Source organism: Mesorhizobium delmotii (assembly GCF_900149755.1).
GTDB classification, from domain to species: domain Bacteria; phylum Pseudomonadota; class Alphaproteobacteria; order Rhizobiales; family Rhizobiaceae; genus Mesorhizobium; species Mesorhizobium delmotii.
On record NZ_FUIG01000026.1, the window covers coordinates 274,808 to 291,869 of the forward strand.

General features: G+C 63.8%; 16 protein-coding genes. 11 read left to right on the forward strand and 5 right to left on the reverse strand.

What is annotated here, in order from left to right; translation table 11 throughout:
* Positions 1 to 4 precede the first annotated feature (4 nt).
* The 7 genes from BQ8482_RS18045 to BQ8482_RS18075 all read left to right on the forward strand — a co-directional run bounded on the left by BQ8482_RS18045 (position 5) and on the right by BQ8482_RS18075 (position 8,881).
* Entirely contained in the window at positions 5 to 1,285 is a 1,281-nt protein-coding gene (locus BQ8482_RS18045; RefSeq protein ID WP_123148863.1) for a glycosyltransferase, read from the forward strand.
* Positions 1,286 to 1,322: 37 nt separating this feature from the next.
* A complete protein-coding gene (locus BQ8482_RS18050) occupies positions 1,323 to 2,675 on the forward strand; it encodes a glutamine synthetase family protein (RefSeq protein WP_123148947.1) in 1,353 nt (450 codons plus the stop codon).
* On the forward strand, positions 2,675 to 3,979 hold the full coding sequence (locus BQ8482_RS18055; RefSeq protein ID WP_165848615.1) for an NAD(P)/FAD-dependent oxidoreductase: 1,305 nt from the start codon (positions 2,675 to 2,677) through the stop codon (positions 3,977 to 3,979). Before BQ8482_RS18050 ends, BQ8482_RS18055 begins: the two co-directional genes overlap by 1 nt.
* Before the next feature lie 171 nt (positions 3,980 to 4,150).
* Positions 4,151 to 5,182, forward strand: coding sequence for a BMP family protein (locus BQ8482_RS18060; RefSeq protein WP_123148865.1), 1,032 nt, complete (start codon positions 4,151 to 4,153; stop codon positions 5,180 to 5,182).
* Between the two features lie 191 nt (positions 5,183 to 5,373).
* Entirely contained in the window at positions 5,374 to 6,885 is a 1,512-nt protein-coding gene (locus BQ8482_RS18065) for an ABC transporter ATP-binding protein (protein ID WP_123148866.1), read from the forward strand.
* A complete protein-coding gene (locus BQ8482_RS18070; protein ID WP_123148867.1) occupies positions 6,885 to 7,940 on the forward strand; it encodes an ABC transporter permease in 1,056 nt (351 codons plus the stop codon). The genes BQ8482_RS18065 and BQ8482_RS18070 overlap by 1 nt, the downstream gene beginning before the upstream one ends.
* Entirely contained in the window at positions 7,937 to 8,881 is a 945-nt protein-coding gene (locus tag BQ8482_RS18075) for an ABC transporter permease (RefSeq protein ID WP_123148868.1), read from the forward strand. The genes BQ8482_RS18070 and BQ8482_RS18075 overlap by 4 nt, the downstream gene beginning before the upstream one ends.
* 18 nt (positions 8,882 to 8,899) lie before the next feature.
* On the opposite strand, the gene BQ8482_RS18080 is transcribed toward BQ8482_RS18075, so the two are convergent.
* The 4 genes from BQ8482_RS18080 to BQ8482_RS18095 form a co-directional block, all read right to left on the reverse strand.
* The gene (locus BQ8482_RS18080) at positions 8,900 to 9,220 is read right to left on the reverse strand and encodes a hypothetical protein (protein ID WP_133254784.1); all 321 of its coding nucleotides are present in this window, start codon (positions 9,218 to 9,220) and stop codon (positions 8,900 to 8,902) included.
* 4 nt (positions 9,221 to 9,224) lie between these two features.
* Positions 9,225 to 9,533 carry a YggT family protein gene (locus tag BQ8482_RS18085; RefSeq protein ID WP_123148870.1) on the reverse strand — a complete coding sequence of 103 codons (309 nt, stop codon included), beginning with the start codon at positions 9,531 to 9,533 and terminating at the stop codon, positions 9,225 to 9,227.
* Positions 9,534 to 9,641: 108 nt separating this feature from the next.
* Entirely contained in the window at positions 9,642 to 11,507 is a 1,866-nt protein-coding gene (locus tag BQ8482_RS18090; protein WP_123148871.1) for a sodium:solute symporter family protein, read from the reverse strand.
* 15 nt (positions 11,508 to 11,522) lie between these two features.
* A complete protein-coding gene (locus BQ8482_RS18095; RefSeq protein ID WP_123148872.1) occupies positions 11,523 to 11,777 on the reverse strand; it encodes a DUF4212 domain-containing protein in 255 nt (84 codons plus the stop codon).
* Positions 11,778 to 12,079: 302 nt separating this feature from the next.
* Here BQ8482_RS18095 and BQ8482_RS18100 point away from each other — a divergent pair, with 302 nt between their 5' ends.
* Complete coding sequence (locus BQ8482_RS18100) at positions 12,080 to 12,712, forward strand: hypothetical protein (RefSeq protein ID WP_123148873.1); 633 nt, start codon at positions 12,080 to 12,082, stop codon at positions 12,710 to 12,712.
* Positions 12,713 to 12,778: 66 nt separating this feature from the next.
* Here BQ8482_RS18100 and BQ8482_RS18105 read toward each other — a convergent pair whose 3' ends face one another.
* The gene (locus tag BQ8482_RS18105; protein ID WP_244602854.1) at positions 12,779 to 14,908 is read right to left on the reverse strand and encodes a DUF294 nucleotidyltransferase-like domain-containing protein; all 2,130 of its coding nucleotides are present in this window, start codon (positions 14,906 to 14,908) and stop codon (positions 12,779 to 12,781) included.
* A 288-nt stretch (positions 14,909 to 15,196) separates the two neighbouring features.
* On the opposite strand from BQ8482_RS18105, the gene BQ8482_RS18110 reads away from it, so the two are divergent.
* From BQ8482_RS18110 to BQ8482_RS18120, 3 genes are all read left to right on the forward strand, one after another.
* A complete protein-coding gene (locus BQ8482_RS18110; protein WP_123148874.1) occupies positions 15,197 to 15,589 on the forward strand; it encodes a hypothetical protein in 393 nt (130 codons plus the stop codon).
* Between the two features lie 205 nt (positions 15,590 to 15,794).
* Positions 15,795 to 15,950, forward strand: coding sequence for a hypothetical protein (locus BQ8482_RS18115; protein WP_123148875.1), 156 nt, complete (start codon positions 15,795 to 15,797; stop codon positions 15,948 to 15,950).
* Positions 15,951 to 16,079: 129 nt separating this feature from the next.
* A complete protein-coding gene (locus tag BQ8482_RS18120) occupies positions 16,080 to 17,024 on the forward strand; it encodes an LLM class flavin-dependent oxidoreductase (protein WP_123148949.1) in 945 nt (314 codons plus the stop codon).
* Positions 17,025 to 17,062 lie beyond the last annotated feature (38 nt).

Here is a 17,062-nt window from a genome sequence, read left to right on the forward strand (position 1 = left end):
GAACATGCGTAAAGCCAGCCCGACCATCGCGCTGTTTCCCGAAGCGAGCTTCGGCGCCGCGCTCAATTGCGTCGGCATCGCACAGGCCTTGCGCGCCCGTGGCGCCCGGCCGGTGTTCATCTGCCACGCCGGCTTTTCCGGCGTGTTTGCCGACTATGGTTTTCAGGAATACCAGTTGCCGACCGACGATCCTCTGACCGACAGCGAACGCCAGAGCTACTGGCAGGCTTTCGTGCGCCGGCATCTGCCGCATTTCAGGCTGAGCCCGATCGACCAGCTCGAAACCTATGTCGCGCCGACCTGGGAAGCGATCGTCGATACCGCGGTCAATGCCGAGGCGCCGCTGCGCCAATTGCTGGCGCGGCTGAAGCCGGACGCCGTGGTGCTCGACAATGTCATCATGTTTCCGGCGCTGGCTGCCGCCGGCTGCCCCTGGGTGCGCGTCGTCTCCTGCGCCGAGACCGAGCTGCCCGACGCCGATGTACCGCCCTATCTGTCCGGGCTCGCCGCCGACGACCCGAGCCGTGCTGCCTTCGAGTCGCGTTACCTGGCAGCGGTCGCCCCGGCCCATGACCGGTTCAACCGGCTTCGGACCGACGCCGGACTTGCGCCCTTGCCGAAGGGTCTTTTTCTAGAAGCTTCGCCGGCCCTCAATTTGCTGCTGACTCCAACGATGGTGCGCAGGCAGCGCGCCGAGCCGCTCGACCCGGCCCGCTTCGTCTATCTCGAAGGCTGTGTCCGCTCGGAAGGGCCGTTCGACGTGCCGGTGTTTCCGCGCAATAAGGGGCCGCTGGTCTATCTCAGCTTCGGCAGCCTGGGCGCCATGGATGTCGGCCTGATCGAGCGCATGCTCACCTTGTTCGACCGGCTTCCGGCCCGCTTCATCGTCAATGCCGGCGGTCTGCGTGACACCTACCGCGCGGTTCCGGACAATGTCTATCTCGATGCCTGGTTTCCGCAGCCGTCGGTCGTCGCGAAATCCGATCTCTTCATCCATCACGGCGGCAACAACAGCTTTTGCGAAGCGCTGCGTTTCGGCGTGCCGTCGCTGATCATGCCCTATTGCTGGGACGGGCACGACAATGCGCGACGCGCCGAGGAAACCGGCGTCGGCCGCCACATCAGCCGCGACGGCTGGAGCGACGACGAACTGGAAAACGCCATCCTTGGCCTAATGGCCGACGGCGAAATGCGCTTTCGCCTCAGGGAGAATGCGGCCACCATGGCACGGGTGCCGGGAACCGAAATCGCCGCCGAATCCATTCTCGCCCTCGTAAGGACGTGACCTGATGCTCAACACCACGACAACGGATGCACCGCAAATGACCCCAACGGAGGATCCGAAGGGATGGCTGGAGCAGCAGGGGATCAGGGAAGTCGAGTGCCTGGTGCCGGATGTGAATGGCGTGTTGCGTGGCAAGGCCTTGCCGACCGCCAAGTTCCTGAAGTCGCTCGAAGATCGCGCGCTCTACCTGCCGAGCAGCGCCTTCCTGGTCTGCATCGACGGCCGCTATTCCGGTTCCAACGACGAGGGTTTTGGCTATCAGGACCCCGACATGCGGATGGTGCCGGATGTTGCGACGCTCTGCCTTGCGCCTGGCGCCGGAGCAGGCAAGGCCTATGTCTTTGCCGATGCGTTTCACATGGACGATCGGCCGTGGATGGCCTCGCCACGTCATGTCTTGAGGGCCGTGCTCGATCTCTATCGCCAGCGCGGCTGGCGGGCGGTGGTGGCACCGGAGCTCGAATTCTACCTGACCGCGCCCAATCCCGATCCCGATCGGCCGTTGAGCGCGCCGGTCGGGCGCAATGGCCGCTCCGAAACCGTACAGCATCCCTATGACATGGCGGCGCTGGAGGAATTCGAGCCGGTGATCCGGCGCCTCTACGGCTATGCCGCCGCGGCCGGGCTGCCGCTCGACACGCTGATCCACGAATCGGGCACGGCGCAGCTGGAGATCAATTTCCTGCATGGCGACGCGCTGCCGCTGGCCGACAAGGTGCTGCTGTTCAAGCGGTTGACGCGCCAGGCCGCGCAGGAAGGTGGCATGCATGCGACCTTCATGGCCAAGCCGATCGCCGCGCAAGCCGGCAGCTCCATGCATCTCCACATGTCGGTCATCGACGAGGCCGGGAATACGCTGTTTGCCGGGCGTGACGATGCCGACACCGAGATGTTCGGGCATTTCATTGGCGGCCTGCAGAAATACATTCCCGAGGTGATGCCGCTGCTTGCGCCGAACGTGAATTCGTTCCGCCGCATCCGGCCGAACCACAGCGCCCCCGCCAACATCGAGTGGTCGCATGACAATCGCTCCTGCGGCCTGCGCGTGCCGGCCGGCGGGCGGGCCGCGCGGCGGGTGGAAAACCGGCTGCCCGGCGCCGATGCCAACCCCTATCTGGCGATGGCCGGCTCTCTGCTCTGTGGCTATCTCGGCGTCGAGGAAAAGCTCTCGCGTTCGCCCGAGGCATCGGGCAATGCCTATCGCAGCAAGAGCACGCTGCCGAAAACCATGGAGGAGGCGCTCGACCGTTTCGCTGCGTGCAGTCCGGTTCGGGAGTTGCTCGGCGAGGATTTCTTCCAGACCTATCTGCGCGTCAAGAGCGTCGAGCTCGACCTGTTCCAGAGCGTCGTCACCAGCTGGGAACGCGATCATCTGCTGCTCAAGGTATGATGATGGGCTTTAATTCTGGGGGCTTCAACTCCGGCCTGGATATCGGCAAATCCTATTATGTCGCGACGGCCAGTCCGGCTCCGGATCATCCGGCGTTGCAAGGCGACGTCGACGCCGATCTGGTGGTGGTCGGCGGCGGCTGTACCGGCCTGTCCGCAGCCCTTCATGCGGCCGAGCGCGGGCTGAAGGTCGTGCTCCTGGAAGGCGGCAAGATCGGCTGGGGGGCGTCGGGGCGCAATGGCGGCCAGATCATCCCTGGCCTGCGCAAGGGCGCCAAGGGTCTGGTCAAGCTTTATGGGCCCGAACGGGCGCGGGCGCTGTTCGATCTCGCCTTCGAGGCGCGCGGACTGGTGCTCGACCTGATCAAGCGTCACGCCTTCGATTGCGACCTCAGGCTGACCGGCCATCTGGCCGGTGCGGTCAACGGCTCCGACCTGCGCGATCTCGAAGAAGAGGTCGAGTGCCTTGCCACCGTGATGAACTTTCATGACGTCGAGATGCTGTCGGCGGAGCAGGCGCGCGCAATGGTGAACACGCCCTATCACGGCGCGATGTACGAGAAGCTCGGCGGCCACATGCATCCGCTGAACTATACGCTGGGTCTTGCCCGCGCGGCAGCAGCGGCGGGCGTCACCATCCACGAAAATTCGGTGGCGCTGCGGCTGGAGCGGGAGCTCTCCATCCGGGTTTCGACGGCCAAGGGCTCGGTCCGGGCCAGGCATGTCGTGCTGGCCGGCGATGCGCTGCTCCAGGGGCTCGAGCCGCGCGTCAACAGCCGCATCATGCCGGTCGGCAACTACATCGTCGCGACCGAGCCGCTGGATGACACCAGCGACGTCATTCCAAGCAATGTCGCCGTCTCCGACACACGCTTCGTCGTCAACTACTACCGGCTGTCGGCGGACGGCCGCCTGCTGTTCGGCGGTGGCGAGCGCTACACGCCGTCGCCGCCCGCAGACATTGCCGGCTTCGTGCGGCCGCATATGGAAAAGACCTTTCCGCAATTGCGCGGCCGCCGCATCGATCATGCCTGGGGCGGGCTGGTCTCGGTGACGACATCGCGCCTGCCGGATGTCGGCCACTATGGCGAGGTCTATTTTGCGCATGGCTATTCCGGCAAGGGCGTGATCCTGTCGACGCTGTCGGGAAAGCTGCTTGCCGAGGCGATCACCGGCGATGCTTCGCGGCTCGATCTGTTTTCGACGCTGAGGCCAATGCCGTTTCCCGGCGGCACTGCGCTGCGCGGCCCGCTCTATGTGCTCGGCATGCTCTGGTACGCCATGCGCGATCGCATCAAGCATTGATCGCAAGCGATCCACTGCCGCCGTGGTTTTGCGACGGAGGGCGGCGGGCTGCAGCTTCCCGCCGACAAATTTGACTATGTGGACAAAGGTGAGGCTCCGTTCCATAGTTCTCTGGCTGATATTCCAGAGAACAAAGCCGGCTCGACGCGGCGCCGATCAGAGGGGCATGCAATGGAAAATGGGAAGAGCAAAATGCAATCGAAACGCGAAGGACTTTCGCGACGCAATTTGCTGGAACTCGGCGCGCTTGGCCTGGCGGCAGCCATGCTGCCGGGCAGTGCCTTGGCGCAGGACAAGAAGCTGAAGGTGGCGGCGATCTTCGCCACGCCGACCGAGGAGCCATGGGTCCACCAGATCCATGTCGCTCTGCAGAGGGCCGAGAAGGAACTCGGCATCGAATACAAATGGTCGGAGAAAGTGCAGACGGCCGATTTCAGCCGTGTCATGCGCGAATATGCGCAGGGCGGCTATGAGCTGGTGTTGGGCGATGCTTTCGCGGCCGAGCGCGAATCCCGCCGCACGGCCAAGCAGTTTCCGAAGGTCGCCTTCCTGTTCGGCTCCGGCGCCGGGCCGGCCGAGCCGAATTTCGCAGTCTTCGATAACTGGATCCACGAGCCGGCCTATCTCTCCGGGCTGATCGCCGGAAAGATGTCGAAATCAGGCACGATCGGCGCCGTCGCGGCGATGGGCATTCCGGAAGTGAATCGGCTGGTCAATGCCTTCTTTGCCGGCGCCCGGGAGGTCAATCCTGATATCAAGAGGAAGGTCGCTTTCATCGGCTCCTTCTTCGACCCGCCAAAGGCGAAGGAAGCGGCTATCGCCCAGATCGACGCCGGCGTCGACGTGATCTACGCCGAACGTTTCGGCGTCATCGAAGCGGCGGTCGAGAGGAAGATCCTCGCCATCTCCAACATGTCCGACCAGTCGAGCCTCGGCCCGGACACGGTGATCACCGGCCCGGTCTGGGACATGTATCCGACGGTCGAGCACGCGATCAAGCTGGTCAAGGCCGGCGTCTTCACCGCGCAGGACTATGGCGATTTCTCGCGCATGGCCAAGGGCGGTTCCTTTCTGGCGCCGTATCACAAATTCGACAAGACGCTGCCCGCCGACGTCAAGGAGCTGGTCGAGAAGAAAAAGGCAGAAATCCTCGACGGCAATTTCCGCGTCAACGTCGACGAGGACACGCCGGTTTCGGATTGAGTGGCGCAGCCCTCCCCCTTGAGGGGAGGGTGGCCCGAAGGGCCGGGTGGGGTCCGCTGTGACGCGCTCCATCCTTATCGGTCTAAAGGTCGAGGCAGTTGAGATGACCCCTCCCGCCTCGCTTCGCTCGGCACCCTCCCCTCAAGGGGGAGGGATATCAGCGCCATCTCCCACCAGGAGCACCCTTGTCAATGCCTGCCCCTCTCATCGAAATGCGCGGCATCTCCAAGAGCTTCGGCGCCGTCAAGGCGAATGAAGCCGTCGATCTCAGCGTTGCGCCGGGCGAGATTCTCGGGCTGCTGGGTGAAAACGGTGCCGGCAAGACGACGCTGATGAACGTGCTGTTCGGCGCTTATGCGCCGGACGCCGGCGAGATCCTGGTCCAGGGCCGGCCGGTGACGATCAACAGCTCGGCCGATGCGCTTGCCGCCGGCATAGGCATGGTGCACCAGCACTTTCATCTCGCACCGCGGCTTTCGGTGCTGGAAAACCTGCTGATCGGCATTCCCGGCAAATCGGGCCGGATCGACCGCGCCGGCGGGCTGGCGCGACTGAGAGAGATCGGCCGGCAGCACGGGCTCATGCTCGATCCGGACCTTCCCGTCTCGGCATTATCGATCGGCGAGCAGCAGCGGCTCGAAATCGTCAAGGCGCTGTTTCGCGGTGCAAGGCTGCTGATCCTCGACGAGCCGACGGCGGTGCTGGCGCCGACAGAGGTCGACGGGCTGTTTTCGGCGCTGCGGTCGATGGCGGCCCAGGGCCTCGGCATCATCTTCATCTCGCATAAGCTCAACGAGGTGCGCGCGCTGACCCATCGCTGCGTGGTGCTGCGGCATGGCCGCGTGACCGGGTGCGTCGATACCCCCGCAAGCACGACATCCTCGGAGATGGCGCGGCTGATGTGCGGCCACGAGATCGTTCCGCCGGCCAGGGGACCATCGACGCCGGGTGAGGCGGTGCTGACCCTTGACGGCATCTCGACCTCGCGCCATTCCGGCATGGCGCTGCGCGACGTCTCGCTCTCTGTGCGTGCAGGCGAGATCCTCGGCATTGCCGGTGTCGCGGGCAATGGCCAGCGGGCGCTGGCCGAGGTGATCTCCGGCGTTCGCGCGCCCGATGCCGGCCGGGTGACGATAGCCGGCAAAATTGTCTCGCGGTTCTCGCCGCGCGAGGTGCAGGCGCTCGGTCTCGGGCGCATCCCGGAAGACCGGATGACGACGGGACTGGTCACCAACCTGCCGCTTGCCGATTCGATGGTGCTGCCGCGCATCGGCACGGGGGCATTCAGCCGCAACGGCCTGCTCAGGCCCGACGCGATCCGCGCCTTCGCCGAAGCGCAGATCAAGGCCTATGACATACGCTGCCCCGGACCGATGACGCGGGCCGGAGCACTGTCCGGCGGCAATCTGCAAAAGGCGCTGCTGGCGCGCGAGCTCGCCTTCGACCCAAAGGTGCTGATTGTGTCGCAGCCGACGCGCGGCCTCGACATTGGTGCGGCGCGCTTCATCCACGAAAAATTCCTGGACATGCGCGCCAGGGGCTGCGGCATCATCGTCATCGGCGAGGATCTCGAAGAGCTGCTGATGCTCTGCGACCGCATCGCGGTGATGTATGAGGGGCGCATTGTCGGGACGCTCGACAGCGCCGACGCCACCATCGCGCGGCTCGGCCTGATGATGACCGGGGCGGAGGGCCATAGTTGATGTTCCGTCTCGAAGCCCGCACCAGCACGCCCGCCTGGTTCAATCTCGCCCTGCCGCTGCTGGCGATCGGGGCAACGCTGGTGCTGTGCAGCGGACTCATCGCGCTGGCCGGCGCCGGTGTGATCGAGGCCTATGGCGTGATGTTTTCGGCGTCGCTCGGCGACAGCTATGCGATCACCGAAACGCTGGTGCGTGCAACACCGATGATCTTCACCGGGCTTGCCGTCGCCGTCGCCTTCCGCGCCAAATTCTGGAACATCGGCGCCGAGGGACAGTTGCTGGCCGGTGCGGTGGCGAGCTGCGCGGTCGGCGCCATCCCGATGCCGGGCCCGCTCGCCATGCTTCTCATGGCAGTGGCGGGTGCGGCTGCCGGCGCGGCGGTCGCCCTTATCCCCGCCACGCTGCGCGTAAAATTTAGGGTTGATGACGTGGTCAGCTCGCTGTTGCTCAATTCGGTCATCTTCTATGCCCTGATGGCGCTGATCGAAGGCCCGTGGAAAGACAGTTTCAGCGGCTACCCGATCTCGCCGCCGATCGAGGATTCAGCGAATTTCCCGGTGCTGCTCGAAGGCACACGGCTGCATCTCGGGGTTGTGGCGGCGTTCCTTGCTGCGCCGGTGATCTGGTTCCTGATCGCGCGTACGACGCTCGGCTTCAGGATCAGGGTCATTGGCGAAAATCCCGAGGCCGCGCGCTATGGCGGCATCCATGTCGAGCGGGTGCTGATCTCGACGGCGCTGCTGTCCGGCGCGCTCGCCGGCCTTGCCGGCGTCGGCGAGGTCGGCGGCGTGCGTTTCCAGGTGATGAGCGACATCTCGCCGGGCTATGGCTATTCCGGCATCGTCGTCGCCATGCTGGCGAGGCTCAACCCGCTCGGCGTGGTGCCTGCGGCGCTCTTCCTCGCCGCCGTCATGACCGGCGCCGAGGCGATGTCGCGGGCGACCGGCGTCCCGGCCTTCCTCAGTGATGTCATCCAGGGAACCGCGCTGCTCGCCATGCTGGTGGCGCTGCTGTTCACCGCCTACCGCATCCGTCGGGTGGGGACAGCCAAATGAGCGTCGTGCTCGAACAGATCTTTCAGGTCGGCTTCCTCGCCGCGATCATCCGCATTGCCACGCCTTTGGCTTTCGCGACGCTCGGCGAGATGTTCTCCGAGCGGGCCGGCGTGCTCAATCTCGGCATCGAAGGCATCATGCTGTTGTCGGCGATGACCGGTTTCACCGCGACCAGCCTCAGCGGCAGCCTGTGGCTCGGCGTGCTTGCGGCAGTGCTGACCGGTGCGCTGATGGGTGCTCTGCATGCGCTGTTCACGGTGGCGCTCGGCCTCAGCCAGCATGTCTGCGGCATCGGCGTCACGCTGTTCTCGTCGGGCCTCGCCTATTTCCTCTACCGGCTGATCTTCGGCCAGCAATCGGTGCCGCCCAGCATCAAGAGTTTCGAAACGCTGCCGATCCCTGTTCTCTCCGACATCCCGGTGCTCGGACCGGCGGTATTCAACCAGTTTTCGCTGGTCTACATTGCGATGGCAGCCGTTCCCCTGGCCGCCTTCGTGCTCTATCGGACGCCGTGGGGCCTGTCGGTGCGCATGGTCGGCGAAAATCCGCGCGCCGCCGATTCGGCCGGCGTCGGCGTTATCGCCACGCGCTTCCAGGCGGTGATTCTCGGCGGTGCGCTGATGGGGCTGGCCGGGGCCTTCCTGTCGATGGTGCAGTTCAACGCCTTCACCTTCGGCCTTGTCTCGGGGCGTGGCTGGGTGGCGATAGCGCTGGTTGTCTTCGGCCGCTGGGATCCCTGGCGTTCGGCGGGAGCGGCATTGCTGTTCGCCTTCGTCGATGCCTTGCAGTTGCGTATGCAGGCGAGCGGGCTCGGCCATATTCCCTATGAGGCGTTCCTGATGCTGCCCTTCATCTTTACCATCGTCGCCATGGCGGTGATGTCGCGCAATGCCGTCGCGCCTTCGGCGCTGCTCAAGCCGTTTCGCCGGGAAGAACGCTGACAGGCTGTGCAGAAATTCTCAGCCGCCGCTTAGCGCCCGCATCATATTCGGCAGCGCCGGCAGCGTCAACAAAACCGTGCCGGCGAGCCAGATAGACGAGACGACGATGCTCCTGGGCTGCGCCGACCAGCGCTCATAGAGCGCGGCCGGCACGCCAGCGAGCATGATGGTCATCGTTGACAGGATCAGCGCACTTGCCATGTAAACGATCTGGCTTAAGGGAGGCGCCCAGCCCGGATACCAGATCGGATAGAGCAGGAACACCATCAGCACCCATGGCGAAAAGATACCGTTGACGATGGCGACCGCCATAACGGGCACAAGAGCGCTTCTGTCCATTGCCTCAACCCCCCTGTGAAGCCATCGGCGCAACGCCGAAATTGATCAGCAAGACGAGATAGCCCACGCGCAAGGCCATAAGCCAGAGCACGCTGAAGACGATCAGCACCGGCTGGGTCAGGATCGACGGTGTAATGGTCCGCACGATCCGCAGGAACGGGTCCGTGACGGTCTTGAAGAAGCGCCAGATGTAGTTGTCCCAGCTTTCGGGCACGAAGAGGCCGAGCACGAGACGCCCCATCAGCGTGTACATCACCGCGGCAAGGATGAAATTCGGTATGTGGAAATACCAATAGGACCAGAAATCGTTCATGTGGGATTTCCCAAGCAGCGGCGGCGCCGCGTTATGCCAGCGACGCCCCCGAAATGAAAGCGGGGTCCGTCGCCGGACCCCGCCTCGAGCGCCGATCGCTATGCGCGATCAGGCGGTCTTTTCTTCCATCATCTGCTTGCCGCGAGGGACGCGGATTTCCTCGATGAAATCCTGCATAGCCCGGGACGGCGCCCTGGTGAGAAGGCTGACGATGACCATTACGGCGAAGCCCACCGGCAGTCCGAAGGTCGCCGACGAGATGTTCTTCACGCCCCACCACAGTTCCATGTTGGGCGTCGCCTTGTCGAAATCGGCGCCGTACTGGGTCATCACCAGATAGAAGAGGGTGATGCCGAAGCCTGCGATCATGCCGGCAACAGCGCCCGCCGAGTTGGCCCGCTTCCACCAGACGCCGAGCACCAGCGCCGGGAAGAGTCCGCCGGCGGCAAGCGAGAACGCCCACGACACCATCGACAGGATGTCCGACGGCTTGGTCGACGCGACGTAGGCGGCCAGCACCGCGACCATAACCAGCAAGATGCGGGACACGATCAGACGCCGCGACGTAGGCGCGTTCTGGTCGATCATCTTGTAGTAGATGTCGTGGCTGAGCGCGTTGGCGATGGCCAGCAGCAGGCCGTCCGCCGTCGACAGCGCGGCGGCAAGGCCGCCGGCGGCGACGAGGCCCGAGATGACGTAAGGCATGCCGGCCATTTCCGGCGTGGCCAGCACGATCATGTCGGCGTTGAGGTTGATGTCGGCAAACGAAAGTGCCGTCACCCCCTTTTCGGCACAGGCCGCGACGATCGCCGCGGTGTCTGTCGCCGCCTTGCCGCAGATCTGCACGAGCGTATTGTCGGCTGCGGCCCAGCGCATCATCCATCCGGCTTTCTCGGCGATGTTTTCAGGCGTCAGGCCCGATGCCACCAGGTCGAGCATCGTCCACTTGGCGAACGCCGCATAGGCGGGCGCGGTGAAGTAGAGGATGAAGATGAACAGGAGCGACCAGGCGACCGAGACGCGTGCTTCACGCACCGACGGGGTGGTGAAGTAGCGCATCAGGACGTGCGGCAGCGACGCGGTGCCGACCATCAGGCAGAGGATGAGCAGGAAGTAGTTCTTGGCATCATAGCCGCCATGCGCGAATGGGGTGATGTGATGCAACGTGATGCCCTGCGCCGTCTCAAGCGCGGTGATGTTCGCCAGCGCCTGGCCCTGCATCAATTGCGGGATAGGAATGCCGGTTTTCACCGTGGACATCCAGATGGCGGGGATCAGGTAGGCGATGATCAGCACGATGTACTGGGCGACCTGCGTCCAGGTGACGGCGCGCATGCCGCCGAGCATCGAGCAGACGAGAATGCCGGCGAGGCCGACATAGACTGCTACGTTGAAGTCGATGCCAAGAAAGCGAGCCGAGATCAGGCCAGTGCCGAAAATCTGCGCGACCACGTAGGTAAATGAGCAGGAGAACAGAACGATCACACCGATGAAGCGGGCAAGATTGCCGCCGTAGCGCGCCGACAGGAAGTCGGGAACGGTGTAGGCGCCGAACTTGCGCAGATAGGGCGCAACGAGGATGGCCACGAGCACGTAGCCGCCGGTCCAGCCGAGCACGAATCCGAGACCATCATAGCCGAGCAGATAGAGCGAGCCGGCCATGCCGATGAAAGAGGCCGCTGACATCCAGTCGGCGCCGGTCGCCATGCCGTTATAGAGCGCCGGTACCCGACGCCCGGCGACGTAATATTCGCCGACGTGCATGGTACGGCTCAGGACGCCGATCACCGCGTAGATGACGATGGTAAAGCCCATGAACAGGTAGCCGATTACAACATTTTCGACGCCAATGGCGCTCAAGATAGCCATCAGGATGATGAAGGCTATGAAGCCGCCGGTGTAGATGCCGTAGATGCGGCCGAGATTGGATGTGAAGTCGCCTCCGCCTGCGGTGGTAGATGTCGTATTAGCCATTGACGTTCCCCCCGATCAATCTTCATGGACGCCATGCTCTTCGTCGATCGCGTTCTGGCGCCGTGCGAACCAGAACAGCATGACGACGAAGGCGATGAGCGAACCCTGAGCGGCCATGTAGAAGCCGAGCGGAAAGCCAAAAATGACGATGCTGTTGAGTTGCTCCACGAACATGTGGATGACGTAACCGAAGAACACCCACAGGCCCAACATGACGAACATGAGGCCCTTGGTCTTGTTCCAATAACTTACGCGGTCTGGCGTCGCCATAGCTTGAACCCTCCCTTGGTTGGCAGCTTGCGAACCGTCTCGACCGCAAGGCGCCGTTTAAAGCTTGCCTCTTCCGCTAACGCGGAAGCCCTCCGGCATATGTCGCGGCCAGGTATAGAATCAGCCGACCGTAACTTTGTATGACTATCACTTCTTGTCGCTGCTGTTCATACGACTTTAGAATCGGTGAGAGGACTGGAGAATCAGTGAGAGGACTTGAATCGGCAAGAGGGCTGGCGGTGCGGCGTGGCGGGGGCTACACGGTCAATATCGGTTGGAAACAAAACCGAAGGGAGAGCGCCATGGGCCTGCTGAACGACCTGTTGCCCGAGTTCCTGCGCAAGCCGCAGCCGATCGTCAGCGTCGACGACCTGGCTGACTTCATGGATTCGCGCGCCGCCTTCCTGGCGCAGAAAAGCATCGTCGAGTTCTGCCGGGTCAGGGCAGGGGTCTATTGGCAGAAGCTGTTCAGCGAGAAGGAATTCCAGGCGGCGCTGAACCATTCACGCTGGCGCGCCTACCCTGCGTGCTACGCCATCGTGGCGGAAATGGTGGAGGGTGCGCTGCGCGAACCCGCCGGCTTGCGCCAGCGGGGACTGCCGGCGGCGCTGGAAAAAGTGGCCCTGGCATGCTTCTCCAAATATGCCGTTCCGGAGGGCTCGCCCCCCACTTTCTGGGAGGACGCCGCCGAGCTCACCCGTCAGCGCCTCGCCGCCACGCAGATCGGTCCGCCGCGGCCGGTGCGCGAGATCCCCGAGCCGCTGGCGCGAACGGTTTTCGAGATGGTCCCGATCCACCCCAACCTCCTGACCAACGACTACGATTATATCTTCAACTTCCTGAGAATGAATCTGCTGCGCGCGCATGAGGATTTCCTTGCGCAGGCTGACCGCGGCGCGCTCGTCGACGAGCTGCTTGGTGCCGCGCGCGTCTGAGCTTTGTTCCGGGGCGCCGATATCGAAGGCTCCCCCTTCGGCCTCGCGCCGTCCGAGCGTCGCCGGCTATGCGAACATCAAGTCCCGCACCAGGTCGGGTGCCGACTGAAGGCGCTTGATGAGGTTCTTGAGCTCTGCCTGCTGCTCGCGCGTCAGGGCATTGATCTCGATGCGGTTGGATACCGGTATACCGGCGTAGATGTCATGCGTCTGCTGGCCGAGCAGCAAGCCGATCAGCATGGCGTGGCCGGCCAGCATCGCCTTCATGTCGCGCTCGCCACCAATATGCTGCGCGATCAGTTTCTCGAGCCGGGCACGCGTGCTCCGCTCGCGGATGCCGTGGCGAATTGCAAGCGTGCGTGCGGTCGCGACGATCGGAAAAAGGCCATGCTTCTTGATGTCCAGCCGGCCATTTTCAAGCTGAAAGCCGCCAAAAACAGTGAAGGGATTACCGGTTGTCATCTGCTCGCCGAGAAGCTTCGCGAACACCGGCTCGGCTTGTCCACGGTCATAGGCATATTCGATGAACTGCGCGGCCAGCGTCGTGTCGCCGTGAACCGGCCGCAGATCGTAGACGATATCGACGTTGAGCAGATCCTGAGGCCGTAGGCGGCGAACCCAATCTTCGACGCGCCCCTTCCAGGTGTCGAGGCTTCCGCGGAATGCGGCGTTCGCGGCCATTACCCCGCCTTTGCAATACGGTACGCCTGAGATGTCGAGCATTTCGGCGAGCTTGGCGCCGAGATTTTTGAACCAGCTGTCTTCGGGCCCGTCCGGCTCGCCATCTGCGAAGACGATTGCATTGTCCTGGTCGGGGGCCATCAGGCTTTCGCCACGGCCGCCCGAGCCGAGCACGAGCACGGCGTAGGCGCAGGGCGGCGGGCCGTGGCCTTCGATTAGCATCTGTTGCTCGGCAAGCACCGCGGCGCGGCGGGTAAGCGAGCAAAGTTCGTCGCTGATGATTTCCGCCACCACGCGCGGGTCGATCGCTTCGCCGATGAGCGAACGTACCACGCCCGGCAGCATCGACCAGGTGGCCGCCAGTTCGGCGGCGTCCCTGGCATGTTCGATCGTGTCGTCGAGATCGATGGCAGCGGCGGCGCGGAGCCTCAGCAGGTCACGCGACGAAAGCACGCCGACCAGCATGCCGCCGTCGTCGCGGACGGCGAGGTGGCGGACTTTCAGCCGATCCATGCGGCCGATCGCCCGATAAGCGAAGGCGGCGGCGCGGATGCTTATCAGCGGTCGCGTTGCGAGGCTTCCGACCGGCACGTCAAAAACCCGCTCGGCGTCGGACGATATGCGGCGCAGCACGTCACGCTCGGTAACGATGCCATAGTCCTCAATCGGTTGATCCGGCGTTCCACGGTCGGACACCAGGACCGAACTGATCTTGCGCTTCACCATGAGGTCGATGACCTGCCTTGTCGGTTTGGTCGACTTCACCACCACTGGCGGGCCACTCATGAGACTGCCGACGCGATGGCGATAGGCATAGGGATCGACCGGCTGAAACGCGGGAGCCTGGGGTCGCGACACCGGCTCGACCCAGCCGGCGCGATGGCCGGCTTCGAGAGCGTCCGAAAGGGCAAGGCAGGCGACCTCGGCCTCTCCGAGTGTTCGGATGTTGCACTTGCGCAACTCCGGAATCAACGCGGCAAAGATATCTCCCGCCGCGATCGCATCGCCCAGCGCCGAATGCCGGCCAGCGATCTCCAGGCGAAGCCAGCCGGCGATCGTTTCCAGCGAATGGTCTGCCAGATTGGGATTTGCTATGGTTGCAAGAAGCCGGACGCACAGCGCCCGAGGCTTTTTCCAGGGCAAGCGGGCGCGTCGGCATTCGCGCTCCATTACCGCCAGGTCGAAGCCGATCGAGTGGCCGACGAGGATGCGGTCCCCGACGAACTCCTGGAATTGCGCCCATGCATCCAGGAAGCTCCCGGCTCCGTCAACATCGGCATCCGTGATGCCGTGGACGAGCGAGGCCTCTGACGGGATTGCTTTGCCAGGGTCGATGAGGAGATCGAGCTGAGGTTCCCTGACGACCTTGCCATGCGCGATGCCGATCGCGCCAATCTGGATCACGCGCGCTTTCGTGGCGTCGGGCCCGGTTGTTTCGGTGTCGACGGCCGCAGCCGCAATTGCTATCAGCGGTGTCGCGCTGGTCGCCGGCTTCAATTTCGTCCCCTTCGGCATGGCCGATTGCCTTCCTCTGCCGGATGTCCCGGCTTGCCGAGACAACGCTCTGTCGATGCCGGAAAGGTTCGATCCTGCTTGCCCTGCAGCATAGAGCGCGGCGGCGGGCCGCGTCGATGGCCGAATTTCAGGCTATGGCGTTCGCAACGATGCGCCGGCGAGCTGCACGCCCGTACGTCCATACCGAATCCCGAGGTACACCCGTCCAGGCGGCACATTCGCCTTAAAGTGATTTGATACGGTCGCAGCGCTCGCGCACTGTCGGCGAGTTTGTTGCCGAGGCAGCCGATGGATGAGATCAGGCGGGTTGCTGTGGGGTGCATCGGGCGCGCCGTCATGTTCGGATCGCTTGCCATCGGCTGTGTCATGGTCGGCTTCTCCTTCAACCCGGTGTCCGCCTTCCGCTCCGGCGCGTTCCTCACGCTGACCATGGTTTTGGCCCTGATGTGGAAAGCCACGACCGCAGCCAGCAAGGATCCCAAGCACACCGAGGTCTGGCTCTACCTCGACGAGAAATCGCGCCCAGCCGATGGTCCGGCGCGACGGGTGTTCGGCACCATCATGAGCGACGTTTATAGACTCTACGCCCGGATCGCGCTCGGCGTGGCGGTCGGGTTCTTCCTGGTGTCGCTCGTGCTGATGCTGTTCGGCCTGGAAGCTTACAGGCCGCCCGCCAAATAGGCGTCCGCTCCGTCGCCCTGTCTTCCGCCTGCATGGGCCTGGCGGTTTTTGCCATCGGGCCGATCGGCGCTCGGAAGTGCCGCGCTAAGTAGCAAACAAACCAAATTGTCATCCGGTTGGAGAAAAACATTCCAAGGATCGTTGGAAAATAGCACTCGACAAAGTCTACTGATTTAATAGATTAACCGCCGAGACGGAGGTCGATATGTCCTATTTCCAGAACGCCAACACTGCCCGCAAAGGCCAAAGGCTCGGTTCTGACCAGACTTGGCGGCCGGCCTATGCGGGCGCTTTTGCCTATCTCGTCTTTGCCCTTGCGTTCGTGTTCACCGGCGCAGTCGTCCTCGGCCTTATCCCCTGATCATGGAGCCCGGAGTGATCGGGTCCTGACTTACAGGGATAGTGATCTGCAGTATCGGAGTTGAATGACCGAGTGCCGGTGCGCTTTCGCGCGCGTCCCCTTGACCCCAACGTGATGGAGGAGATGGCAATGCCGATCGAGTTCACGCATGTTCCCGGTAAAACTCACCCTGCCGATTCAACGGTGCCGTTTTTCTACGATTTCGCGGAAACCGCGACAAAGCTGTCGCTGATCGAAGACATCGGTTTCCAGAAGATCGTCGTCGACGATCCGGCCGGGCTGCTGACCAATATGGATATTGCCGCCCGGGCGCTGGACCGCACCTCATCGCTTGAGGTCGTTCTCACGCATTGGGCCGGTGTGATCGAGCCGACGGTGGCGGCACGGCAATTGGCGGGCCTCGACGCAAAAAGCGGCGGTCGGCTGTCGCTCAGGATGCTCAGCGAACCGCTGAGCGACGACGATGCCGAGGCACGTCCGGTCGGCCACACGCTCGTCTGGCAGCGGATCGACGAATATCTGGTGCTGCTGAAGCGGTTGTGGTCGAACGACAGGCCGTTCGATCATGAAGGTGCCTTCTACAGCGTCAAAGGCGGCTATGTGCCGCGCAAGGGCCCGCATGGCGCCGACATGACCATCCGCATGGGCGGACAGTCCGGAACGGCGCTCAGGGTCGCCGGGCGGCATGCCGATGTCTTCGAACTGGCGCCGGGTTCGCTCGGCGAGATCCGGCAGCTGATGGAGCGGGTGCGCAGTGCCGCCGCCGAACACGGCCGGGCCGGCAAGCTGCGTTTCGCGCTTCCCGTCCGGATCCGTTCGGAGGACAACGCCTCCTGCCAGAAGGCGCTCGAAATTGCCGGACCGCCGGCACAGGTCGCGCTGTCGCTGGTTCCTTATGCGGCCCTGGGAATCCAGGAGTTCATGCTCGTCGGTATCGACAGGCCACGCGAGATCGCAATGGCTGGCCGCGAGGTGATCGCGCTGCTGCGCAATGCGCTGACGCGCCGCGAGGCTGATGTCCCTCAGCCCGGCGCGTTTGCGTCTCGCGCGATCCGGGAGGCACGTGCCGGCTGAGCGCGTGCTATGCGCTTTGTGGCCGCCAGCCGAAGCGC